Source organism: Biomaibacter sp. TOL (genome assembly GCF_059717795.1).
Window position 1 is genome coordinate 1,743,662 of record NZ_AP046092.1, and the last position, 20,813, is coordinate 1,764,474.

Sequence of the window (20,813 nt, forward strand, 5' to 3'; positions counted from 1 at the left end):
GATTAAGAAAAAGCAGTCAAGAAAAAACTAAAATCCTTCGCACATACTGCAAAGGATTAAATTGATATAATAATGAACCTATCCGACGGAAGAAAGTATGTATTTTACGATGAGCAGAAGAATTATTCCCGGCACTCCCAGAAACCCCACCAGTAATGCGGTTATGGGATTTACGGCTATGTAAAGGCCGAAATGGCTGCCGAAGAAGTTGAGAACGACCAGCACAATCCCGCCGATGAGGGCATTGTAAATGAGTTTGAGCACCATCCTGAGTGGAGCCAGGAGCACCCGGCCCACCATATAAAGAAGAATGAGGCCGAAAGCATAAGCTATCACAGCAGTATAGTCTATATGCATACCATCGCCCCCTTATTTTTTTATTATATACTATTATTTTTTTAAAAAGATATGCCCTGTTTTGCCTTTTTTAATAGATATATATACTTTTTTCTGGCGGCTTCCTCGGTAAAAATGGCGTGATCCACCAGGTCCGGGTCTGTAACGCATTCGAAATATTTCTGCGCTTTGATCCACTCCTGATGGGCTTTTTTGATCTCGTCGGCTAGGCGTATTTCCGCTGGCATTACCGTTTCCTCATCATCCTCGACGAAAAGCTTCGACGACATCTGCGACAGAAAACGGATAATATCATCTTTATTCATATACTCATCTCCTCTTTTAAAAATTCTGCCCAGTTTTAGCTGCTATATACAGGAGATGAGTTTTCTATTTAAATATTAACATTAACTTCCTTGCTGCACAACAATGAAATTCTTTCTTTCTTTAGCCTTATAAAGGGCTTCGTCGGCTACTTTGAAGAACCGGTCCGCATTCACATCTTGTTCCTTTTCCGCCCAGGCTATACCGATGCTTATCGTTACCCTGCATGCGACTTCATCGAAATAAAATTCTTTTTCTTCAACCAGCTTTCTTATTCGATTCGCTATCTTGAAAGCCTCCTTTGCATCGGTCCGGGGCAAAATTACCGCAAATTCCTCCCCGCCCCACCGGGCGATTATGTCGTTTTTCCTCATATTTTCCTGCAATATACATGCAAACTGGCGCAATATTTCATCGCCGGCCACATGCCCGTAAGTATCGTTTATGCTTTTGAAATTGTCTATGTCTATGAATACCAGTGAAACTGGGATTCTTGATTTCAATTCAGTTAGTTTCATGTAAAAATATCTCCTGCTGTGCAAGCCTGTCAGCATATCCGTCTGCACCTGCTGATACAACTCTCTGATAATTGTGCCGCAAATCGCGGCAATAACCGTCTGTACCGTCACAAACGGCAGCCATGCCAGCACGCTTTCATCTTTGAAGTGTCTGTCCATCAAAAACGAGACGAGCCACAACAGAAACCCCAGCGATGTCAAAATTTCAGGAGCATATCTATACATATGTCTCTTCACGCACATCACCCTTTTTCTCTCTATTTTCACTGTAATACTCTATGATGTATCTGTCAATTTTTCTGCTGATTTTCAACAGCAAGCCTCCGCTCATATTCATTTTTGTCGCATTGTTCAGGATGTTTCTTGCAATTTCCAATCTGATTTTCACATCCATCCCGCACACTCCCGAAAATTAACTATACATTATTTTACATTAAACGTTGTCATATTGCAAATAATATTTATATGCTCTTTGCAAATTCAGATGATGCTTAAAGTTCGATAAAGTATCTTAAGACGAAGGAGTGAATGAAATGGAAATAAAAGGAGAGATAGACAACAGAGCCATCGGTCAGAGAATTCGGGAAGAAAGAGAGGAGATGGGACTGTCCAGGGAGGAATTCGCTGAAATCATCGGCCTTTCGGACTATTATGTCGGCCAATTGGAGCGGGGAGAAAGACAGATGAGTCTTCCGGTGCTTGTCAGAGTCACAAACTGTCTGCACGTATCGTTGGATTACCTTATTTTCGGCAAATCTGCCGGCACCGAACACGTCAATGAGACTCAATGCGCTTACGAGGCAAGCGACAGCAGGAAGGAAATAAACCTTTTGCTCAACAAATGCTCGCCGAAAGAACTGGAGTTGTTCAAGAAGCTCATAAAGACTATTCTTCCTTACATGAAGCAGGAAATGTACAAATAAAAAGGGAAATCAAATTTCCCTGCGGCCCTCCAGCGCACGGGTGAGGGTGACCTCGTCGGCATACTCCAGATCCCCGCCCACCGGCACACCGTGGGCTATCCTAGTCACCTTCACGCCCAGGGGCTTTAGGAGCCTTGCTATATACATGGCTGTCGCTTCCCCTTCCACATCGGGGTTGGTGGCAAGTATTATTTCCTTCACGCCGCCCGATACGCGGGAAAGCAGTTCCTTTATCTTTATGTCGTCCGGGCCAATGCCCTCCAGTGGAGATATGGCCCCATGAAGCACATGGTAAAGCCCTTTGTAATCCCGCGTCCTCTCCAGAGCCACCACATCCCTGGGGTCTTCCACCACCATGATGGTAGTCCTGTCCCTGTATGATGCACGGCAGATTTCGCAGGGGTCAATGTCGGTGAAATTGCCGCAAACCGAACAGTATATGATTGAGTCCCGGGCTTTTGTGATGGATTCGGACAGATTCGCCACCCTCTCTTTCGGCATTTTTAATATGTGAAAAGCCAGGCGCTGTGCCGTCTTGGGGCCGATGCCGGGCAGCCGGGAAAGCTCGTCTATTAGGTGCGCCAGAGGTTCGGCATAATATGACATATCTATCATTCCTCACTTTAATGTTTTGAGTCAGGGGATTTGAGTCAGGGGACGGTTCCTTGACTCATCAAGATGAGTCAAGGAACCGTCCCCTGACTCATGACTCACTGACTCAATCCTTTTTAGAAAAGGCCGGGGATGTTGAGCCCTCCGGTGAGTTTGCCCATTTCCTGGCTCACCATGTCTTCGGCTTTTTGCAGGGCTTCATTGGCCGCAGCCAGGATGAGATCCTGCAGCATTTCCACATCGTCGGGGTCCACAGCTTCAGGTTTGATTTCTATACTCACGAGCTGCTTTCTGCCGCTGGCCGTCACCTTCACTACCCCACCGCCGGATGTGGCTTCCACGGTCTTCTCTTTGAGTTCTTCCTGCAGTTTCATCATATCCTGCTGCATTTTCTGGACCTGTTTCATGAGTTTGTTCATGTTTCCCATGCCGTTCAAAAGGATCGCCTCCTAAATAATTTTTACAATGTCGCCACCAAAAATTTTTATTATATTGGATAAAAATTGTTCATCGGAGATATCGCGGTTTTCGCTTTCATGTTCATCTTCAGGGCCGCGGTTTTTCCGCCCGGTACCGTTGCCGGCTTCATCATCCGCTAGAAGTTTTTTTTTTCGCTTTCGTCTTTTTTGTTTTGTTCAAATCCCTTTATAGAAATATCCAAGCCCGTGGCGTTTTTCACCATTTCTTCTATTATATGTTTATCGGACAGGATTATTTCTTTATACACATCATCGCCGGATAGATACAGCCATCCTTTTTCCACCCGGCCCGGCCTCACATCGGCGGTCTGCATGAAGGTCTGGAGTCTCTTTTTGCGTTTTTTGCCCAGTTCTTCAATGATTTCGGGCCAGATTTGAATGAGCTGTCGGAGTGTTTCTTCGTCCTGATTTTCCTTTTCCCGCTCCGGCGGCGCTTCAGCGCCACACCGCCTGTTTTCGGCCACCTGTTTTGAGTCTGTCGAAAGTCCTCTGCCAGCATCCGAAGTTTCTCCCTTCGGATAACCTGCGGCTGTATCCATTTCCGGCGGCTGCGGCTGTCCCGGCAACAAACCGGCATCGGCGGCCCCAGAAGCGGCAGGATCTTCTTTCACAGGAAATGTTCCCGCTTTCGCCATCCGCTCCTGCAGCGCCGCCACCTGCTGCTCAAGGTTCTGGATGCGGCTGATGTAACCCTGGGCCTCTTCCCACAATTCCGGCAATGTGAGCTTGACGGCTGCGGCCTCCAGCACGATTCTCGGCTGGGAAGACCACTTCATGTCATTGGCGGCATCCTTCAATATTTCTATTATGCTCAGCAGTTTTTCTCTTGAGTAGCTTTCTGCAAGCTTTTGAATCTCCTGGTATTCCTCGTCCGCTGCGTCTATGAGCCGGCGGTCCGCACCGATGGCGGCCAGAAGGATGTTCCTAAAGTGCTCCATCAAATCATCCGCAAAGCGGAACAGGTCCTTTCCCCGGGCCGCTGCATCATCTATGATAGCGAGCATTGCGCCCCCGTCCTTATTCAGCGCTGCCCGGGACACTTCGAAGAATACTTCCCGATTTACTGCTCCCAGGAGATTCAACACATCGTCGTACAAAAGCTTCTTTCCCCCAAAGGCCAGGGCTTTGTCTAGAAGGCTGAGCGCATCCCTGACGGAGCCCTGAGAACTTCTGGCAAGCTGCGCAAGAGCCTGTTCCTCGGCTTCTATTCCCATTTCTTCCGTTATTTCCTTCATTCGCCTCATCAGTTCCCGGGTGGAGACCCTGCGGAAATCGAACCTCATGCAGCGCGAAAGGATGGTGGGCGGCAGTTTGTTCGGTTCGGTGGTGGCCAGTATAAAAACCACGTGCCGTGGCGGTTCCTCCAGCGTCTTCAAGAGAGCGTTGAAGGCCTCTGTGGTGAGCATGTGCACCTCGTCGATAATATATACCTTGAATCTCCCTTCCGACGGCGGGAAATTCACCTTTTCCCTGAGGTCCCTTATGTCGTCGATGCCCCGGTTGGAGGCGGCGTCCATCTCTATGACGTCCACCATGCTGCCGCCGTTTATCGCCCGGCACGGCGCACACTCATTGCAGGGATTCACCGTAGGCCCTTTTTCGCAGTTGAGGGCTTTGGCAAAGACACGAGCCGTGCTGGTCTTGCCGGTGCCTCTCATGCCGCAGAAAAGGTATGCATGGCCTATCCTGCCGGTCTCTATTTGATTTTTCAGTGTAGTGACTATAGCGTCCTGCCCCACGATTCCATCAAAATCCCGGGGCCTGTATTTTCTGTAAAGCGCTATGTATGGCATGACCGATTCTCCGTTTCGAAAATCGCTTAATACTTTAAAATAGCCGCCGATAAATTCGGCGGCTAAATTTGAGCCGTGCACCCTCCGTCGATCTATCCCTCCGGGCGATGCAATGATAGTTGGCTCCGGTCAGGCTCCCCCGCGGCACATGGAAGTGCTTCCTTACCGCTGCTTCCTCCCGGACCTGACGGGGTTCGAAAGTTTCCATTGCGCAGGACCCGGCCCTCGTCACCACTTGTCAAAGCCGGTCCCCACAGGAATAAGACCTCGGGAGGGAGTTCGACCCCACTGTAGCGGATTGTGGGTACAGGGCACCGCTGCCTCCCCATCTAGCACGGCAAAATCTTTTTCACTTTGGATATAAAAATGGCGGAGAGAGAGGGATTCGAACCCTCGATACGGATTTTTGTCCGTATACGCGATTTCCAGTCGCGCGCCTTCGACCAGCTCAGCCATCTCTCCGTATTCGGTAATCAGATGTCAGAAGTCGGATGTCAGACTCGATGAAATTTACTTGTGGCGGAGAGAGTGAGATTCGAACTCACGAGGCGGATTTACGCCCACTCGCTTTCGAGGCGAGCGCCTTCAACCTCTCGGCCATCTCTCCCTATTCGGAGGTCGGATGCCAGATATCTGATGTCGGACTTGATGGATTGCTGAAGGCAAATACTTCTATTCTGACCTCTGACTTCCGGCTTCTGATTTCTGACATATGGAATAAGGTCTCTATTATGTTAAAATATTTTTTTGTCTTTTTTGCTTAAAAAAATCTTTCAACAACCCGGCGCATTCTTCGGCCAGGACCCCTGGCACCATATCCGGCCGGTGGTTGAACCTTTCGTCTTCGGGAATGTTTATGAGGCTGCCGCAGGCTCCGGCCTTCAGATCGCGAGCTCCGAAAACGACCCTGTCGAGCCTGGAAAGCACTATGGCTCCGGCGCACATGGGGCACGGTTCCAGAGTCACATACAGGGTGCACTCCGTAAGGCGCCAGCTGCCCAGGACTTCGCAAGCCTTCCGTATAGCCAGGATTTCGGCGTGAGCCGTGGCGTCCTGCAAGGTCTCCCGCAGGTTGTGCGCTGCTGCTACGATTCTGCCGTCCGCCGCTATCACGGCTCCCACGGGCACCTCTTCCAGTTCCAGAGCCTTTCGGGCTTCCTTCAAAGCCTCGCGCATAAAAAAAACATCGAGTTCACTAATTTCCTGTATCATAATAATCCATATATTATTTTATTCGCATGTAAAAGACATATACCCGGAGCGAAACTTTAAATTTCACTTCCCGCATCCCGCTTCGCACATCAAAATGGTGCGCCCGGGAGGACTCGAACCCCCGGCACGCGGTTTAGGAAACCGCTGCTCTTTCCTCCTGAGCTACGGGCGCCCAACGAGATGTGAAAGGTGTACATCATACTTCAAATATGGCGCGCCTGGCAGGAATCGAACCCACAGCCTTCTGATCCGTAGTCAGACGCTCTATCCAGTTGAGCTACAGGCGCATGTAATGGCGGAGAGATCGGGATTCGAACCCGAGATACGGATTTTAGGTCCGTATAATCGCTTAGCAGGCGACCGCCTTCGACCTACTCGGCCATCTCTCCGCGTTTCGGATATCAGATATCAGATGTCGGATATCGGATTCGTTGGTTTTGCCGAAGGCAAATCCTTCTATTCTGACCTCTGACTTCCGGCTTCTGATTTCTGCTCCATGGCGGAGGGGGTGGGATTCGAACCCACGGCTCTTTCGAGACACTGATTTTCAAGACCAGCTCCTTAAACCGCTCGGACACCCCTCCGTCCGATGACTATTCAAAGTATAGCATACAATTTGCTCTTTTGTCAACCGACCGTAAATGCCTGTTTCTGCCGTCGGGCTATTATTGCCGGGCTATTACGTTGTTGATTTTAGAAATATAATTTGTTAATATTGTTATGGACATAAAAAAATCTATATATATATTATACTTTATCGTATCGGGAAAGTCGAGAGGAGAAATTAAAATTGAAACTCCCGTATATTCCCCAGTGGCAGAGGAATCTATACCTCATATCGCTGGGCGTTTTTGTGGCTTCCATAGCATTCAGCACCATCACTCCGTTTCTGCCCATTTTCCTTAAAGAGCTCGGTCTTAAAAACAATACGTCGTTGTGGTCCGGATTGATTTTCTCCATAAACTCGCTCACATTCGGCATAATGGCCCCCATATGGGGCTCCATATCCGACAAGTACGGAAAAAAGCCCATGATGGCAAGGGCCGGAATCGGCATGGGCATCACTTACTTTCTCATGTCCATGGTCCACAACCACATGCAGCTTTTCATACTCAGAGGCATCAACGGAATCCTTTCGGGTTACATCCCCGCAGCCATCACACTTGTTGCCTCCAGCAGCAGGCCAGAAAATCTGGTGTACAGTTTGGGCATAGTGCAGGCCGCATCGGCTGTGGGCAATATTACGGGGCCGCTCTTTGGCGGCATATCCGCAAAACTCCTAGGCATCCGGGGAAGCATGATGTTCACCGGCGTGCTGCTCTTGATTGCGGCCATTCTGCCTTTTGCCGCCAAGGTAAAGGAGGAGGTTTCTCCGGGGCCGAAAACTTCCATTTTAAAAGACATAAAGTCTACACTGCAAAACCGCCAGCTCGTGATACTCTTTACAGTATGGCTCCTGGTACAGGCGGCCCTTATGGCCGTCTATCCCACTCTGCCCCTATTGATAAGCAGCATCTCCCCGGAGAACGCGGAACTTTACACCGGCGTTATTTTCTCCATAGTCGGCGTATCCACGGCGCTCGGAGCGCCCCTGGTAGGCAGAATTCGCAAATATTCCACCGCCTCCATACTCAGATTTTCTCTGCTGGCCTGCAGCGCATTCACGGCGCTCCAGGGCCTTTCCGCTTCAATTTTCATTCTTGGTGCCGTGAGATTCGTATTCGGATTTTTCAACTCCGCCGTAACCGTAGCGGGCAATGTACTTATCGCAAAAAGCAGCGATAAGGGCAGCCAGGGCAGCTCCTTCGGCATGCTGAACAGCATCATGTCCATAGGTTCCGTCACCGGCCCCATAATAGGAGGGTATCTCGGGGATCATCTAGGGCTTCCGTATTCCTTCTTCGGCGGAGCACTGCTGCTATTTGCAGCATATGCCCTTTCTATGTTCGTCAAAGACTCCGAATCGCAGGAAAATTACGATTGAGATAAACTCCGGCAACCGGCATCAGTCTTGAATCTTTTTTTCAGCAGCAATACCGCCACCGGCATCCAGCACAATGTATATATGAGCATTCCGGCAATATTTTCAGACACCACGTCAAAGGGGACTCCCTTGAATATCACATCTGTAAAGGGTTTATGGAAAAATGCCAGGGGCCAGAGCACCTTTATCACCATCGGCAGTGCCGGAGGCATTTGATCCATGGGCCACACATAGCCGCTGCTCACAAAGGTCGGCACCGACAGCATGAAGGACAGCTGGTACAGCTTTAGCTTATCCCGAACTATGGAAGCCAGCACCAATGAAGGACAGCTTACGGCAAAAACGAAAACGATGCACATCAGCAACACCGTCAAAAGGCTTCCTCTTACGGGCACTTTAAAAAACATATGCGCTATACCAATGGAGACAAAAATGGAGGGCACGCAACACAGGGCAAAAATCAGAATCTTTACAATAAGCTTCGGCAGGGTGAATCCTTCCGCCAGGTATTCGCCGTTATCGATCACAGAAACACCGAGGCTTGAAACCATTACCTGCTGCAAGAATACCGCCACAAAGCCCAGTATCAAATAATTCATGTATGTGAGCCTCGGGTCGTATAAAATTCTGTCATTGAACCTGAAGACCATGGTCATGTTTTCCGCCTGGCCTGGGAGCATGCCTTTTGCTTCAAGAAGCTTTATCTGGGCTCCGGCGGCAAGGGTCTGAATGATGCTTGCCGCAGCGGCATAGGCGTTGTTGCCTATCACCATGTTGGTACCGTCCACAAGAATCAGGACGGAAGACGACCTGAGCTCATTTATATCTTTCGAAAAGTCATGGGGGATATAAAGCCCCATGTAGACTTTTCTCGAATCGATTCTATTTTTCAGTTCCTCTTTTGAAGCACAGTAATATTTTATGTAAAAACGCTCATTTTCATCAAAATACTGTATTATGGTCCTGCTCAGCGCGGAATTGTCCTCGTCCAATACGGCCACGGGTATATCCTCGAGGTAATTGTGGACGTATACACCGCCAAACAGCAAAGTCAGTAAAATTGGACCCGCAAAGAGGATAAATATTGTAAAAGGCTGCCTTATGAGGGATTTTAGTTCCGTCATTATCATGTTATATAGCTGCACTTTGGCCATCCTCGCTTTCCGCATGCCGCATCCCGCCTTTATCGCCGCACAGTCTCATGCTGCCGAGAATGCCGACGAATGCAGCAATCACGGAAAAGGCGGCGAACCATCTAATATCGTCAGCCATATATTCTATCGGCAATCCCTTGAGCATGAGGTCCCTCAGATTGTCCGCAAAGTGGTAAAACGGCAGAAAATACGCCAGCTTTTGATAGAACTCCGGCATGGCTAAAATCGGCCACGTATACCCCGCCAGGATCGTATCCGGCACATATATGACCGCAGCCGCCACCGTGGCGAGCAGTTGGTTTCTTATGAAGGCGGAAATCGTGACCCCCAGGGCAGCAGCGGCAACGGAAAACGCCCCGCACAAAATCACCGCATCCCGCAATTTGCCTCTGAAGGGGATGTCAAAAAAATAATTCTGCATGATAAGCGTCATCACAAGGGATATTCCGCCCATACCGCCGTAAAACACGATTTTGCCCGCTACAAGCCCGATGCGCATTATTTTTTTGCGCGCAAGCTCCCCATCCCTTATGCTCGATGCAGCCAGTATCCCGATGCCCGATTGTATGACCGCCGCGCACAGCCCCAGATTTAAGAAGTTTTTATATCCCCTCGTGGGGTTGTACAGAGTCCTGTTGCTGAAATTAATGGCCAGGGCCGTTTTTTTCGCCACATCTTCGGGGAGATTCAGCCTTGCCTGTATCTGTTTTATCAGTATGCCGGTTTTTAAAGTGAGCAGGATTTCAGAAGCCCTGGTCTTTGCCGCGCTCGCCAGGGGCATGCTGCTGCCGTCGTAAATCATGAGTAAGGCTGGGGATTTCAGATTCGTCACATCCTTTTCGAAGCCCTTCGGAATCATCAGTCCCACTCTCGCCATGTTCCTGTCGAAAAGCTCTTCCATCTGTGAACCGTCCTGAAGATAATACTTCACGTTGAAAGTCTCATTGTCCGCAAACTGCTGCACAATCATCCTGCTGAGATAAGAGTTGTCCATGTCGCACACCGCCATGGGTATGTGTTTCATCTGATTTTGAGACATCTCGTACCCCAAAAGGATGTTCACCAGAATAGGTATGACGAACAGCACGATGAATATCATTTTTTCATTTTTCGCCGTCAGCCATTCATTTTTAAAGCTTTTTAGAAATTCTTTTGACACCTGCGCCACCACCTATTTCGGGAACTGCACAAACGCACTCATCCCCGGCCTTAAGACTTTCTTTTTGTTGTCCAGTTTAATCTTCACTCCGAAGGCCTGTATGTCGAACGAACCGTTGTCGTTGGTGGCGCGTTTTACGGCAAAATCCGGTTTCTGATTTATCCTTGCGACCTTGCCGGAAAAAATCTCGTCCGAGTAGGCAGGGATTTTCACTTTTACCTCCTGGCCGAGAAAAATTTTTGATATGTCGGTTTCTTTCACCTGCACTTCCACCCACATATCGTTCATATCGGTCACGGTGGCTATGGACATCCCCGTGGAGACCAGTTCGCCCTCGTCGGCAGAAAGTTCGGTTACCGTGCCGCTGATGGGAGACGTTATCTTCGTGTCCTTCAGATACGCCCTGACTTCCTCCAGCCCGCCCTGGGCCTCCTGAAGCTTGGCCCTTGCAGCCTGCTCCATGCCCTGTGCGGAAACCACCATCGCCTGTGCGGCACTGATATCTTCACCTCTTGCACCTTCTTTCGCCATGCTGAGAGTCTGAGCCGCCACATCAAGCTGGGTCTTTACCTCGTCACGTTTCTGGGCTGAAACGGCCCCTTTTTCATAAAGTTTCTGCACCCTTTCGTACGTCTTGAGCCACAAATCATACGCCGCCTGGGCCTGGGCTATCTCCTGCTTTCGGGCGCCGTTTTTGGCTTTTTCCAGCACCGCCTGGGCCGCCTCCAACTGCCCCTTTGCGGCGTCATATGCCGCCTGAGCAGCATTCACCAGAGCTTTGGCCTGATCCTCCTTGGCCTTTATTTCATCGCTGGATATCTCTACCAGAAGATCGCCCGCCTTCACCTCATCGCCTTCTTCCACATAGAGTTTGGCGATTTTACCGGGTATCTTGCTGTTTATGCTGACCTCCTGAGCTTCTATCACGCCCTGGCACACAACGCCGTCCTTCTCGTCAAACACCGAAACTTGCGTAGTGCTCCCGGTTCCGCACCCCGTCAGCACAAGAGCCGAAAACGCCATAAAAAGTGTTACAAATGCAAATTTCCTGTTTCCCAACATGATTTCTCCTCCTGCCGGTAAAATTTTGTGCATAAATGATCTGCGGCATGTCTTAATACATGAATTTCCCTATATCATTGAAATATTTCATTCTCGCCAGGTTATATCCGTACATTATTTCCACCACCTTCTCTTCCACATCCGCCAGGTTCTCCTGAGCCGCCAGCACCTCCACTATGGTGCCCGATGCGGATTCCAGGTCCAGCTTCTTGAGCAGGCTGTTGTCTTCGCCAAAACCTTCGTTGTATTTGTAACTGGCTATATCCACCACTTCTTTTGCCTTGTCGACCATCTGCTGAGTGAGTTTCAGCATCTCCCCGGCTCTTTTCATGGTCTCGTATGACTGCCGGATAGAGCTTTCCACGGTCACTTTTGTGTTTTCATACTCGAGCCTTGCCTTTTCTTTTAAAAGCGCCGCTTCCCTGTACTGGAACGTGTTTTCCGGGTAGGTCCTTTTTGTGGATTCAAAGCTCAAATCATTCACCACCAGTTGCCCGAAAGCTTTTTTTATTTCGAGCCTGTTTATGAGGCCGCTTTTTATTCCCTGCTCCAGATCCTCATCTTCCACCTCTTCGGCCAGCACGTCCGTAAGCTCAATTTCTGTATTCTGGGGAACGTTTATGTTTTTCTTGAATTCAATCATGGCATTGTTTAAATCCGCTACAGCCTGCTGGTATTCTATCTGGGTTTTTTTGTAATAAAGTTCGGCAAGCAGCATGTCGTCTTTTGCCTTCATGCCGGTCCTGAAGCTTTCCGCCGCCAAATCGAATTGTTTTTTCGCCCTATCGACGGCTCTTTGTTTTACTTCCAGCATTTTCTGGGCTTTTAGTACGTCGTAGTAGCTTTTCTTGATAAGAAGGGCTATCTGGTTTTTGTATATGTTATACGATGCGTTGGTAACCTCGTTGGAGACTTCGGCCATGGTGGTCATCAGGTCTTCCGTAGATTTTATGTCCAGGGATTTCAGGCTCTCAAAGTTCAGTTTGTCCGAAAACTCGGTCCCGGCTTCGATGAGTGCGGAGTCCAGTTTGGACTCGCCGGAGGAAAGGGAGGAATAACCTTCTTTGATTTCTTGCTGGATGCCGCTTATTATGCTCTGCTTTGTACTGTCATCCAGCGGAAGGTCGGATATTTTTGTTCCCTTTTTTATCACCATGCCGTTTGGCAGGGTGATATCTTCGGGAACATAGCCGTTGTCCAGCGCTTTTTGAGCTTCGCTCAGCTGAGATCTGCCTTCACTTATGCTTTTGTCCGCATCCTTGAGTTTCTTGCTCTGGTATTTTGCCCTGTCGAGCGTCAAATCGCTGATGTCCATCTGATTTTGGACCTGTTTTAATGAGATGCTGTTTTCGATGCCCTTTTTCACTGCATCTTCTATGGTGAGCTTCAGCACACCGGATTCTTCTGCATGAGCAGGAAATCCGAAGGAGAGAAAAACGGTCATGATTATTAAGCAGGCGGGCAATTTAAGCCGTAACATGCGGGATTCTCCTTTCCGTTTCCATTTGAACCAGTCCTTTCTGCAATTTGGACATTATGTTTATAAGACGGCTCTTCTCATCATCATTTAAGATATTCATGATGGAACTTGACCATTCCTTATATTTTCTCATTACCTCTTCGGTGAAAGAAATCCCCTTTTTCGTGATCACCGCCTGTATCTTCCTCCTGTCCGTGTCATCCCTTATTCTCTTCACCAAGCCCTGCCTTTCCAGCCTATCGATGAGGCCCGTTATGTTCGCCCTGGTCACCAGCATCCTGTCTCCTATCTCCGACAACATCAACCCTTTTTCCGAGGAATTGTATAGTATGACCAGCAAATTGAATTTGGAATCGGATATGTCGTATTCTTGAAAGTAATTTTCGAAGACTTCCTCAAGCATTTCATGGGTTTTTTTGAATTCAATAATAGCCCTGCTCGCAATACCTTCCACCCACTTATAGCTCTCAGCCATCCTTTTAAGCCTTTCCAATACTTTCGCCTCCGCCATAAATATTACATTAATGTATGTGTTTATATTATATATATTAATGTTCATTATGTTAATTATTTATATGTTAATTATTAATATAAAAAAATTGCGGCCGCGCTATTATTTTAATTTGCGCCCCGCTTTCATATGTTTGCTTTATTTTGCTATGTTTTCCTTATATTATTCAAATTCAACTTCCAGTTTAAGATTGCCTTGCATCTGCTAAAATCTCTATCCCCACTACATCGTCTTTTTTACTCTTTTCTTGACTATAGCCTCAATAAATTTTACACTATAATAGTGAAAGAAAAGGAGGATATTATGGACAGGTCAAAGCAACTGGGAGAAGGCAGTATTCCTGCTCTGCTTTTGAGTTTTTCCATCCCGGCGATTACCGGCATGATAGTGAATGCGCTGTACAATGTGGTTGATAGGATTTTTGTGGGGAGGGGAGTCGGTTCTCAGGGAATCGCGGGTATCACCGTTGGGTTCCCGCTAATGATAATAATAATGGCTTTTGGAATGTTAATAGGGCTAGGCGCCACCGCATTGATATCCATTCGCCTGGGCGAGCAAAAAAAAGAAGAAGCCGAACTCATCATAGGGAACGCACTGACGCTTCTGGTGGTGATATCTCTTGTCATATCCGTATGCGGCCTCATTTTCCTAAATCCTTTGTTGGAACTTTTCGGAGCAAGTAAGGCTATATTGCCCTATGCAAGGCAATATCTCAGCATCATCTTGTGGGGTGCGGTGTTCCAAGGGATAGGTTTCGGCATGAACAACTTTATCCGGGCCGAAGGAAATCCCAGGATCGCCATGTTCACCATGCTTATAGGCGCCATATTAAACACGATCCTGGACCCGGTTTTCATATTCGTTTTTAAAATGGGAATCGGCGGAGCCGCCCTGGCGACAATACTTTCCCAGATGGTATCCGCCGCGTGGGTGCTTTATTACTTTCTGGGGGGAGCTAGCCTGTTGAAATTTCACTTAAAGAATCTAAAGCTGCGAACCCCCGTTGTAAATAAGATATTTGCCATTGGTTCGGCTCCTTTTGCCATGCAGTTGGCAGCAAGCCTCCTCAATATCATATTAAACAACAGCCTGCGAACATACGGGGGCGATATTGCCATTTCCGCCATGGGAATCATAAACAGCATAGCCATGCTGATCCTTATGCCCATTTTCGGCATCAACCAGGGGGCCCAGCCCATAATAGGATACAACTACGGCGCCAGGAAATTCGACCGGGTGAAAAAAACGCTGGCGCTGGCCATCACCGCGGCCACGTGTGTCGTCATCATAGGGTTTATTGTTACGCAGCTTTTTCCGGACAGCCTTATCCGAATGTTCAACAACAATGATATGCACCTTATTTCTCTGGGGGCCCGCGGGCTTCGCATCTTCCTCATGCTTCTGCCGGTCATCGGTTTTCAGATAGTCAGCGCGAACTATTTCCAGGCGGTGGGCAAGCCGAAGCACGCTATGTTCCTGAGCCTTTCACGGCAAGTAATCCTTCTCATACCATCTTTATTGATACTGCCCCGGTTCTTCGGTCTTGATGGAATTTTCATGGCAGGACCAGTTTCCGACGCCGGTTCATCTATCCTGACAGGCATCTGGATCCTTTCGGAAATCAGACACCTGGAGCGGCAGGGCAGCAAAAACTTTGCACTGATCCCGGAAGCGGAAAAGTAGAGGCTTTTTTCCCATGCTTTTGTCAAGGGCAGCAACGGCACAAGGTTTTCCAGCGCCACTTCCCATCTTCTTCGAAAGCGAAAGGTCTCCCAAAGGAGGCAAATTTCTGCAGCAAGCGTTATGGAATCGGGTCTGCAGTCGGGGCTGCAGCCGTTGATAGCCGGGAAAATCAAATACCACAGGGAGCGGAATGAACATGATCATCGGCACAATGATTGTGGAGATTTCTATGGGCGATACGTTTTCGCTGAAAGATAAAAGGCACATAGTGAAGAGCATAATCGAGAGGTTGAAAAACCGCTACAACATATCCATTGCGGAAGTGGACAGGCAGGATGATTTGAGGCGGGCGGTAATCGGCATGGCCTGTGTCTCCACTACCGGCGAACACGCAAGCCGTCAGCTGGACAATGTCCTCTCATTTATGGAAAACGACGGCCGCTTTACAGTGGAGAATGTGGTCAAGGAAATATGGTAAAACAGTCATGTTCTTTTAGTATTAGAGCAGCATTAATATCTTTTTTGGCCCTTTGAATCCAATCTTGATACCGACTGTTGTCAACCATATAGGGTCACCCCCTTCTCATTTATTAAATGTGCAAAAGTTCCCTCACGATTTTTAAATTTCTCCCATTCCCCCCGGTGTATAAACTATAACGTCAAAGGGTTTACGACTATCAATCTCCGAATAAACTTCGGCCAACAGACTTCTTTTATTATCTGTGTTAATTATGACGCATAAATCTATATCACTACTCAACTTAGCTATCCCTTTTGCTTGAGATCCAAATAGGATTATTTTATCGGGTTGAAACTATATCTCTTTCCTTATCTTTTCTATCTCCTCATCGTCTATCATAATATCAAACCTCAATAAACTCATATTTTATTTCCAGGAACAAAATTATCGAAAGGTTACAACTTAGGTGCGGGATTCTTGCATCGCTCATTTAGCAACCCCCTCCTGAGTTTTCCCCCGAAAATCATCTCCGACAACGGCAATATCAATATCACTATCCTCTTCCATTTCCTATCAGCCGCCATAAGGCAAAAAACAAACAATGAATAAAAACAGGTGTGCTAAAAAGTAGTTAAATTTTATGAAGACTGATTTTTTTCTTCATTTTCGTTTGCGACAATTACATTTGCGACAATTAACGAACCGTCCCCTATGTCGCGTGAATGTCTGGCACCATTAATAGTATTTATCCAAATCTTCAATTTTTTCTATTGTAAATATATCATCAAGAATGTTGTCCAGTGTTTCCTTATTTGCTTTAAGTATCTTTTCCTCCGCCTCTTTTGATAATGTCCCAAATTTCTTTTTCAAAAGTCTTATTGCTGTATCCGCCTTGCCCTCCTTTAGACCTTCTTTAATTCCTTCTGTCAAGCCCTTTTTCTTGCCTTCTTCAAGTATTAGTCTATAGAAGGACGATTCTTCCAGGTTCAGCATCCTTACCACCGCCTCAAAGGCTCTTTTTACTTCTTGTTCGTTAAACATCAAACCAGAGAAAATGCCCGCATAAAATGCTATATCTTTTTTCCTGTTTATGTTCATCGGCATTTTTAGTATTGCATCAGCACATTCTTTTCCTTGATTATACATTATCTTGCTTTTAACTTCAATATTTATGCAGTGTTGATCAGGAAGATTTGTTTGCGATTTCTCAGTATCCCACTCTGATAAAAAAATCTGTCGCCATTTTATCGCCGTCCTGATTTATCAATTATCCCGAAACCGGTTTTCTTCTTATAAAAAACACCTTCTGTTATTTCTATAATAAAATAACAGAAGGTGTCTTAATTTTCATTGAGTGAATAAGTGAGTGCCCGGCACCTTTAACCTTATAAAATAAAATCTTTCTTTAAATTAATTTTTACAAAATTTTCTTTGGGCCAGCAAGAATTACTTTATTATATCCGCAAAAAGCGTATAATTTAAATATATTCGTCTGCCCACAGAAAGCACATTGTTTGCATCGTATAAATCTACAGTTATTGTTTTGTCTCCTTTGGTAAATTTCATAGATTTTGGCGGATTAGGCTGCTGCATATTGCCCGACTGAGCGCCGTTCGTTTTCTCTTCTCTGACCATATTTATAACCAAATACATTGTTTAAGTCGTTTATAGAAACGTATGTATATCCATTATAACTTATGACTTTGTATGTGCTGTTGTTTTTTGTGATGCATAACGCTTTTTTTTATTAATTTCCAATTGGAAAACGACGGCCGCTTTGCCGTGGAAAATGTGAAAAAGGAAATATTATAAAGAGGTCAATTGAAAAAGTAAGCTCCACCCCTTTTATATTAGCCGCTCTTTCTGCAGAAACAATTGTTGCCAGTGCTGTGCGGAAAATACGCTCAGGGGTGGAATTTACCTCTTCCATTTTTATTTGCGACAATCAGAGAACCGTCCCCGGTGTCGCGCGGTGTCGCGGTGTCGCGCCCATTCAATAGCTAGATATCGCCGAAATACGCCTTTATGCTTTTCATGCCCGCGCCCGATGCAAAAACCGTAGATGCTGCAAACAAAACAAAAACTGCAGCAACGACTGTTACTATGCATATCTTCCTTTTCATCAAACCACCTCAATTTTGATTTTATATATAAACAGTATGCCCGTGCCGTAAAACGGCACAGGCTGATGTCAATTTTACTGGTTGCCTGCCTTCTGCATGACGCTGATCCTTGATATGCTGGTCATGCTATTGTCAGAATACCATATTCTCAAAATGTCTCCGACCTTTATGTCTCCTATGCTTATTGTCTTTTGCTCCATCCCTTTGTCTCCTCTTTGCATAACCGTGATTTCAACCCCATCCGGAATATCAATGGTCTTGGTCTCGCCCGTATACTTCAGCTCGACCTGTCTTTGAATCCGGTCCGAACCGGAATTCTCGCTTTTTTCGGGAGGATTGCCGCCTGCTTCTGGAGGAGCGCCGGGATTTTGCCCGGAGTCATTGTTTGGAGCTTTTTGCCCCTGCCCGGCATCCGGCCCTTGATTTGCGTCCTGAGCTTGCATTTGCTGATTACTTTGCTGGTTTTGCTCGCCTCTTGGGCCGGGCTGCGGCATTTCTATAAGTTTTAATTCCACCGTGCTTCCTGAAATCGATGAAACCTCTCCCGCGATGACGTTTTCAGCCGATCCTGCCTGGTCTGTTGCCTGCTGTTGTGTTGGCGCTTGCTCCTGCTGCTGTTGTTGTGCCTGCCCCTGCGCCGCAGCGGGAGCGCCGCCTTCGTTTTTTCCCCCGCCTCCGCAGCCCGCTGCGGTCATCAGCATTCCAAGCACCAACATGATGCATAATGCTTTTTTCATTTTATGCCAGTCCTCCTGCTACATATCATCAAGAATATCTTCTATCGCATCAATTATTTCATCGCTCGTCAGATCATCTGTATCTATGCCAAATATGTTTGCAAGTTTAATCAGATTTGAAACGCTCAGGTCATCGAGCACATCCTTTATCTCGCTTACGATTTCATCATCGTCAAGTTCATCCGTGTCTATTCCCAAAAAGGCCGCCGCTTTTTCAAGCAAAACATCGGTATCGTCTTCATCAAGCAGGCCTTCGAGTGCGTCCTTTATTTCTTCTACCATTTCATCTTCTGTAAGGTCGCCTGGATCGATTCCGAGAATGTTTGCCAGTTGCAAAAGCTTTGCCGCGCTCAGTTCATCAAGCGCATCTTCTATTTTTGCCACGATTTCATCATTATCAAGGTCGTCTGTATCAATGCCGAGAAGCACCGCTGCTTTTTCAAGCAGTGCATTTGAACACATGTAATTCATGTTTTGCTTGATCCTGCTCAGTATGTCTGCGGCCTGCACGCCGCCGGAGCTTATACCCATCTCTTCAGCAAGCTGCGCCATAGACTGCACATTAAGGTTCCCGAAAAAGTTCACGTTCGGGGAAAATACATTTTCCCGGCCTTTCATCTCGTTCCATTTCGCAACTATCAGGCTGACGACCTGATCAAGCGTTAGATTTCTTGTGTCGATTCCAAGGTACGCTGCAAGCTTGAAAATTGCATCTTCCTTCATGTCCTTAAAAGAATGCCTGTTCTGAACCGTGCCCGGATTTGACGGCTTAAACGCCTGCATCTGGTACATATTTCCAAACACGCCGTTCTGCCGGTTCATGTAAAAAACCCCTACGCCCTGCGGCATTCCCGCTGCAAAGCCCACGGAACACGACGCAACAATGCCTCCGGCAAACAATAGCGATACAAGCTTTTTGAATAATTTTTTTAACCTCATAAAATCACTCCTTATTTAAAATGATTTAGCAAAATTTTTCATGTTGACTATATAATACCATTTGATTTTGTAGTTTTTTTTACAGTCATGTCACAATTTGATTGAGGATTTGTGAAAGATTTGTGAAGGAATATCTTTGCATCTATATTTATTTTACATCGACGTACTATTTTCAGAAGAGCCAAGTCCTACTCCATAGGATGCTTCAAATTTTTTCTTAGCCAAATTATACTCTAACTCTGCTTTAGCTTTGCTCAATTTTATCTCTCTTAATTCATTTAGCGCATCAAGCAAGTCGATATTGGTTCCCATGCCATTTTCGTATTTTATTTTCGTTACATCATAAGCTTTTTGCAGTTGTTCTTTTTTTTGCTGCATTACATCCAGTGATTCATAAGCATCCAGCATGTCCAAATAGGCTTTTCTTACTGAAATTTCTACTGTTTGAATGGTTTTGGTCAGGGTGTATTCACTGGATTCTGCTGTTTGTTTTGCTGATTGATATTTATATGTATTGGGCGGATACCATTTTGCAGTAATCTCGAAATATAGTTTATCGACTTCATACTGTTCCTTGGCCGAAATTATCTCCATCCTATTTTGAAGGGCTTCAGCCACTTTTTTATCTATATCAACGTTTTGAGGAGCTTGTATCTCAATTTCATCGGTGAGATTTACTTTTGTTTTAAGCGGTAGGCCCAGAGCATTGTTAAAATTCATCTGTGCATATTCCAACGCCCTTTGCGCCGATTTCAGATTAACTTCTGCCTGGGCCAATGAAGTCTTAAATGATAACAAATCAATTTCCGATATTGTACCCAAATTATATTTTATATTTGCCATATCCATGTTCTCTTTTGCCAGTTCCAGTATGCCATTTTGTATATTTAAATTTTCCTGTGCATTGAGAAGGGTGAAATAATTATTCTCTACGGTAAATTTTATTGACTCCACAGTTTGTGCCTTTTCTTGCTCTGCTATTTTCAGAGCCATCTCTGCCAACCTTTTATAATAGCCCTGTTCAGTCAGACTATTTTCAAATGATGCATTATCAGCATCCTCCGCCTTTTTATATGCGCTTTTTGCTTCGCTCAAGCTTACCTTCGCTTTTTGAATTCCCGTGTCACTAATGGCTATCAACGGGCTGTTTTTCAGTGCATAATCTATCGCCTGTTGTAATGAAAAAGTCTTTTCCTCAGCCGCATTATCGGCATTGACCCATTGCGTGGCAGCACTTGAAGTTACTATCATCAACGCTATCAGCATTGCTGTTAGCTTCTTTCTCACATTCATTCCCTCTTTTCCATAAAAGTGAAGTCATCAA

At 46.4% G+C, this 20,813-nt stretch carries 25 protein-coding genes, 6 tRNA genes and 1 other RNA gene; 4 read left to right on the forward strand and 28 right to left on the reverse strand.

All coding sequences use genetic code 11. The features are described from left to right. Positions 1-78: 78 nt before the first annotated feature. The 4 genes from AC6I1H_RS08750 to AC6I1H_RS08765 all read right to left on the reverse strand — a co-directional run bounded on the left by AC6I1H_RS08750 (position 79) and on the right by AC6I1H_RS08765 (position 1,572). Entirely contained in the window at positions 79-357 is a 279-nt protein-coding gene (locus AC6I1H_RS08750) for a pro-sigmaK processing inhibitor BofA family protein (protein WP_497740557.1), read from the reverse strand. A 41-nt stretch (positions 358-398) separates the two neighbouring features. Further along, positions 399-662, reverse strand: coding sequence for a DUF2508 family protein (locus tag AC6I1H_RS08755; protein ID WP_497740559.1), 264 nt, complete (start codon positions 660-662; stop codon positions 399-401). Between the two features lie 81 nt (positions 663-743). Then, the gene (locus AC6I1H_RS08760; RefSeq protein ID WP_497740561.1) at positions 744-1,415 is read right to left on the reverse strand and encodes a GGDEF domain-containing protein; all 672 of its coding nucleotides are present in this window, start codon (positions 1,413-1,415) and stop codon (positions 744-746) included. Continuing rightward, a complete protein-coding gene (locus AC6I1H_RS08765; RefSeq protein ID WP_497740562.1) occupies positions 1,396-1,572 on the reverse strand; it encodes a Spo0E family sporulation regulatory protein-aspartic acid phosphatase in 177 nt (58 codons plus the stop codon). The genes AC6I1H_RS08760 and AC6I1H_RS08765 overlap by 20 nt, the downstream gene beginning before the upstream one ends. Positions 1,573-1,711: 139 nt before the next feature. Here AC6I1H_RS08765 and AC6I1H_RS08770 point away from each other — a divergent pair, with 139 nt between their 5' ends. After that, entirely contained in the window at positions 1,712-2,101 is a 390-nt protein-coding gene (locus AC6I1H_RS08770; RefSeq protein WP_497740563.1) for a helix-turn-helix domain-containing protein, read from the forward strand. A 9-nt stretch (positions 2,102-2,110) separates the two neighbouring features. On the opposite strand, the gene recR is transcribed toward AC6I1H_RS08770, so the two are convergent. The 11 genes from recR to AC6I1H_RS08825 all read right to left on the reverse strand — a co-directional run bounded on the left by recR (position 2,111) and on the right by AC6I1H_RS08825 (position 6,781). Further along, the gene (gene recR, locus AC6I1H_RS08775; protein ID WP_497740565.1) at positions 2,111-2,707 is read right to left on the reverse strand and encodes a recombination mediator RecR; all 597 of its coding nucleotides are present in this window, start codon (positions 2,705-2,707) and stop codon (positions 2,111-2,113) included. A gap of 122 nt (positions 2,708-2,829) precedes the next feature. Continuing rightward, entirely contained in the window at positions 2,830-3,141 is a 312-nt protein-coding gene (locus tag AC6I1H_RS08780) for a YbaB/EbfC family nucleoid-associated protein (RefSeq protein ID WP_497740750.1), read from the reverse strand. 167 nt (positions 3,142-3,308) lie between these two features. Further along, positions 3,309-4,985: a DNA polymerase III subunit gamma/tau gene (gene dnaX / locus AC6I1H_RS08785; RefSeq protein ID WP_497740566.1), complete on the reverse strand. Its 1,677-nt coding sequence runs from the start codon at positions 4,983-4,985 to the stop codon at positions 3,309-3,311. A gap of 73 nt (positions 4,986-5,058) precedes the next feature. Beyond that, positions 5,059-5,323: signal recognition particle sRNA large type (ffs, locus tag AC6I1H_RS08790), an RNA gene on the reverse strand. A 29-nt stretch (positions 5,324-5,352) separates the two neighbouring features. Then, a tRNA-Ser gene (locus AC6I1H_RS08795) sits at positions 5,353-5,447 on the reverse strand. Positions 5,448-5,502: 55 nt separating this feature from the next. Continuing rightward, positions 5,503-5,592: transfer RNA gene (locus AC6I1H_RS08800), tRNA-Ser, on the reverse strand. A gap of 122 nt (positions 5,593-5,714) precedes the next feature. Beyond that, positions 5,715-6,197: a tRNA adenosine(34) deaminase TadA gene (gene tadA, locus AC6I1H_RS08805; RefSeq protein ID WP_497740567.1), complete on the reverse strand. Its 483-nt coding sequence runs from the start codon at positions 6,195-6,197 to the stop codon at positions 5,715-5,717. Positions 6,198-6,292: 95 nt separating this feature from the next. Next, positions 6,293-6,369, reverse strand: a tRNA-Arg gene (locus AC6I1H_RS08810). A gap of 38 nt (positions 6,370-6,407) precedes the next feature. Further along, a tRNA-Arg gene (locus tag AC6I1H_RS08815) sits at positions 6,408-6,484 on the reverse strand. A 6-nt stretch (positions 6,485-6,490) separates the two neighbouring features. Further along, a tRNA-Ser gene (locus AC6I1H_RS08820) sits at positions 6,491-6,586 on the reverse strand. A 108-nt stretch (positions 6,587-6,694) separates the two neighbouring features. Further along, a tRNA-Ser gene (locus AC6I1H_RS08825) sits at positions 6,695-6,781 on the reverse strand. A 206-nt stretch (positions 6,782-6,987) separates the two neighbouring features. Between AC6I1H_RS08825 and AC6I1H_RS08830 the strand changes: the two genes are divergently transcribed. Then, positions 6,988-8,181, forward strand: a complete 1,194-nt coding sequence (locus tag AC6I1H_RS08830; protein ID WP_497740568.1) for an MFS transporter — start codon at positions 6,988-6,990, stop codon at positions 8,179-8,181. Here the strand turns inward: AC6I1H_RS08830 and AC6I1H_RS08835 are convergent. Genes AC6I1H_RS08835 through AC6I1H_RS08855 form a run of 5 tightly spaced genes read right to left on the reverse strand, consistent with a single transcriptional unit; the run spans position 8,172 to position 13,529 of the window. After that, on the reverse strand, positions 8,172-9,350 hold the full coding sequence (locus AC6I1H_RS08835) for an ABC transporter permease (RefSeq protein ID WP_497740570.1): 1,179 nt from the start codon (positions 9,348-9,350) through the stop codon (positions 8,172-8,174). The two genes, AC6I1H_RS08830 and AC6I1H_RS08835, sit on opposite strands and share 10 nt — an antisense overlap. Further along, on the reverse strand, positions 9,313-10,494 hold the full coding sequence (locus AC6I1H_RS08840; RefSeq protein ID WP_497740571.1) for an ABC transporter permease: 1,182 nt from the start codon (positions 10,492-10,494) through the stop codon (positions 9,313-9,315). The genes AC6I1H_RS08835 and AC6I1H_RS08840 overlap by 38 nt, the downstream gene beginning before the upstream one ends. Before the next feature lie 12 nt (positions 10,495-10,506). Next, on the reverse strand, positions 10,507-11,556 hold the full coding sequence (locus AC6I1H_RS08845; protein ID WP_497740572.1) for an HlyD family secretion protein: 1,050 nt from the start codon (positions 11,554-11,556) through the stop codon (positions 10,507-10,509). 52 nt (positions 11,557-11,608) lie between these two features. Further along, positions 11,609-13,036, reverse strand: coding sequence for a TolC family protein (locus AC6I1H_RS08850; protein WP_497740573.1), 1,428 nt, complete (start codon positions 13,034-13,036; stop codon positions 11,609-11,611). Further along, complete coding sequence (locus AC6I1H_RS08855) at positions 13,023-13,529, reverse strand: MarR family winged helix-turn-helix transcriptional regulator (protein ID WP_497740575.1); 507 nt, start codon at positions 13,527-13,529, stop codon at positions 13,023-13,025. The genes AC6I1H_RS08850 and AC6I1H_RS08855 overlap by 14 nt, the downstream gene beginning before the upstream one ends. A gap of 321 nt (positions 13,530-13,850) precedes the next feature. On the opposite strand from AC6I1H_RS08855, the gene AC6I1H_RS08860 reads away from it, so the two are divergent. Continuing rightward, positions 13,851-15,230 (forward strand): MATE family efflux transporter, encoded by a 1,380-nt coding sequence (locus AC6I1H_RS08860; protein WP_497740576.1) that lies wholly within the window; start codon positions 13,851-13,853, stop codon positions 15,228-15,230. A gap of 196 nt (positions 15,231-15,426) precedes the next feature. Then, positions 15,427-15,708 (forward strand): DUF503 domain-containing protein, encoded by a 282-nt coding sequence (locus tag AC6I1H_RS08865; RefSeq protein WP_497740577.1) that lies wholly within the window; start codon positions 15,427-15,429, stop codon positions 15,706-15,708. Positions 15,709-15,849: 141 nt separating this feature from the next. On the opposite strand, the gene AC6I1H_RS08870 is transcribed toward AC6I1H_RS08865, so the two are convergent. From AC6I1H_RS08870 to AC6I1H_RS08905, 8 genes are all read right to left on the reverse strand, one after another. Further along, complete coding sequence (locus tag AC6I1H_RS08870; RefSeq protein WP_497740578.1) at positions 15,850-15,990, reverse strand: nucleotidyltransferase family protein; 141 nt, start codon at positions 15,988-15,990, stop codon at positions 15,850-15,852. Positions 15,991-16,425: 435 nt separating this feature from the next. Next, positions 16,426-16,836: a DUF4351 domain-containing protein gene (locus tag AC6I1H_RS08875; protein WP_497740579.1), complete on the reverse strand. Its 411-nt coding sequence runs from the start codon at positions 16,834-16,836 to the stop codon at positions 16,426-16,428. Positions 16,837-17,136: 300 nt separating this feature from the next. Further along, the gene (locus tag AC6I1H_RS08880) at positions 17,137-17,343 is read right to left on the reverse strand and encodes a hypothetical protein (protein WP_497740581.1); all 207 of its coding nucleotides are present in this window, start codon (positions 17,341-17,343) and stop codon (positions 17,137-17,139) included. 94 nt (positions 17,344-17,437) lie between these two features. Beyond that, complete coding sequence (locus AC6I1H_RS08885; protein WP_497740582.1) at positions 17,438-17,635, reverse strand: hypothetical protein; 198 nt, start codon at positions 17,633-17,635, stop codon at positions 17,438-17,440. 55 nt (positions 17,636-17,690) lie between these two features. After that, positions 17,691-17,813, reverse strand: a complete 123-nt coding sequence (locus tag AC6I1H_RS08890; protein WP_497740583.1) for a hypothetical protein — start codon at positions 17,811-17,813, stop codon at positions 17,691-17,693. A 74-nt stretch (positions 17,814-17,887) separates the two neighbouring features. Continuing rightward, positions 17,888-18,550, reverse strand: coding sequence for a hypothetical protein (locus AC6I1H_RS08895; RefSeq protein WP_497740584.1), 663 nt, complete (start codon positions 18,548-18,550; stop codon positions 17,888-17,890). Between the two features lie 18 nt (positions 18,551-18,568). Further along, a complete protein-coding gene (locus AC6I1H_RS08900; protein WP_497740585.1) occupies positions 18,569-19,489 on the reverse strand; it encodes a hypothetical protein in 921 nt (306 codons plus the stop codon). A gap of 153 nt (positions 19,490-19,642) precedes the next feature. Then, positions 19,643-20,776, reverse strand: a complete 1,134-nt coding sequence (locus tag AC6I1H_RS08905) for a TolC family protein (RefSeq protein WP_497740586.1) — start codon at positions 20,774-20,776, stop codon at positions 19,643-19,645. Between the last annotated feature and the right edge of the window lie 37 nt (positions 20,777-20,813).

Coding starts and splice junctions, on each gene's coding strand:
- AC6I1H_RS08750 (WP_497740557.1), bottom strand. CDS start 357: ATGCATATAGACTATACTGCTGTGATAGCTTATGCTTTCGGCCTCATT.
- AC6I1H_RS08755 (WP_497740559.1), bottom strand. CDS start 662: ATGAATAAAGATGATATTATCCGTTTTCTGTCGCAGATGTCGTCGAAG.
- AC6I1H_RS08765 (WP_497740562.1), bottom strand. CDS start 1,572: ATGGATGTGAAAATCAGATTGGAAATTGCAAGAAACATCCTGAACAAT.
- AC6I1H_RS08770 (WP_497740563.1), top strand. CDS start 1,712: ATGGAAATAAAAGGAGAGATAGACAACAGAGCCATCGGTCAGAGAATT.
- recR (WP_497740565.1), bottom strand. CDS start 2,707: ATGTCATATTATGCCGAACCTCTGGCGCACCTAATAGACGAGCTTTCC.
- AC6I1H_RS08780 (WP_497740750.1), bottom strand. CDS start 3,141: ATGGGAAACATGAACAAACTCATGAAACAGGTCCAGAAAATGCAGCAG.
- dnaX (WP_497740566.1), bottom strand. CDS start 4,985: ATGCCATACATAGCGCTTTACAGAAAATACAGGCCCCGGGATTTTGAT.
- tadA (WP_497740567.1), bottom strand. CDS start 6,197: ATGATACAGGAAATTAGTGAACTCGATGTTTTTTTTATGCGCGAGGCT.
- AC6I1H_RS08835 (WP_497740570.1), bottom strand. CDS start 9,350: ATGCGGAAAGCGAGGATGGCCAAAGTGCAGCTATATAACATGATAATG.
- AC6I1H_RS08845 (WP_497740572.1), bottom strand. CDS start 11,556: ATGTTGGGAAACAGGAAATTTGCATTTGTAACACTTTTTATGGCGTTT.
- AC6I1H_RS08850 (WP_497740573.1), bottom strand. CDS start 13,036: ATGTTACGGCTTAAATTGCCCGCCTGCTTAATAATCATGACCGTTTTT.
- AC6I1H_RS08860 (WP_497740576.1), top strand. CDS start 13,851: ATGGACAGGTCAAAGCAACTGGGAGAAGGCAGTATTCCTGCTCTGCTT.
- AC6I1H_RS08865 (WP_497740577.1), top strand. CDS start 15,427: ATGATCATCGGCACAATGATTGTGGAGATTTCTATGGGCGATACGTTT.
- AC6I1H_RS08875 (WP_497740579.1), bottom strand. CDS start 16,836: ATGTATAATCAAGGAAAAGAATGTGCTGATGCAATACTAAAAATGCCG.
- AC6I1H_RS08880 (WP_497740581.1), bottom strand. CDS start 17,343: ATGTATTTGGTTATAAATATGGTCAGAGAAGAGAAAACGAACGGCGCT.
- AC6I1H_RS08890 (WP_497740583.1), bottom strand. CDS start 17,813: ATGAAAAGGAAGATATGCATAGTAACAGTCGTTGCTGCAGTTTTTGTT.
- AC6I1H_RS08895 (WP_497740584.1), bottom strand. CDS start 18,550: ATGAAAAAAGCATTATGCATCATGTTGGTGCTTGGAATGCTGATGACC.
- AC6I1H_RS08900 (WP_497740585.1), bottom strand. CDS start 19,489: ATGAGGTTAAAAAAATTATTCAAAAAGCTTGTATCGCTATTGTTTGCC.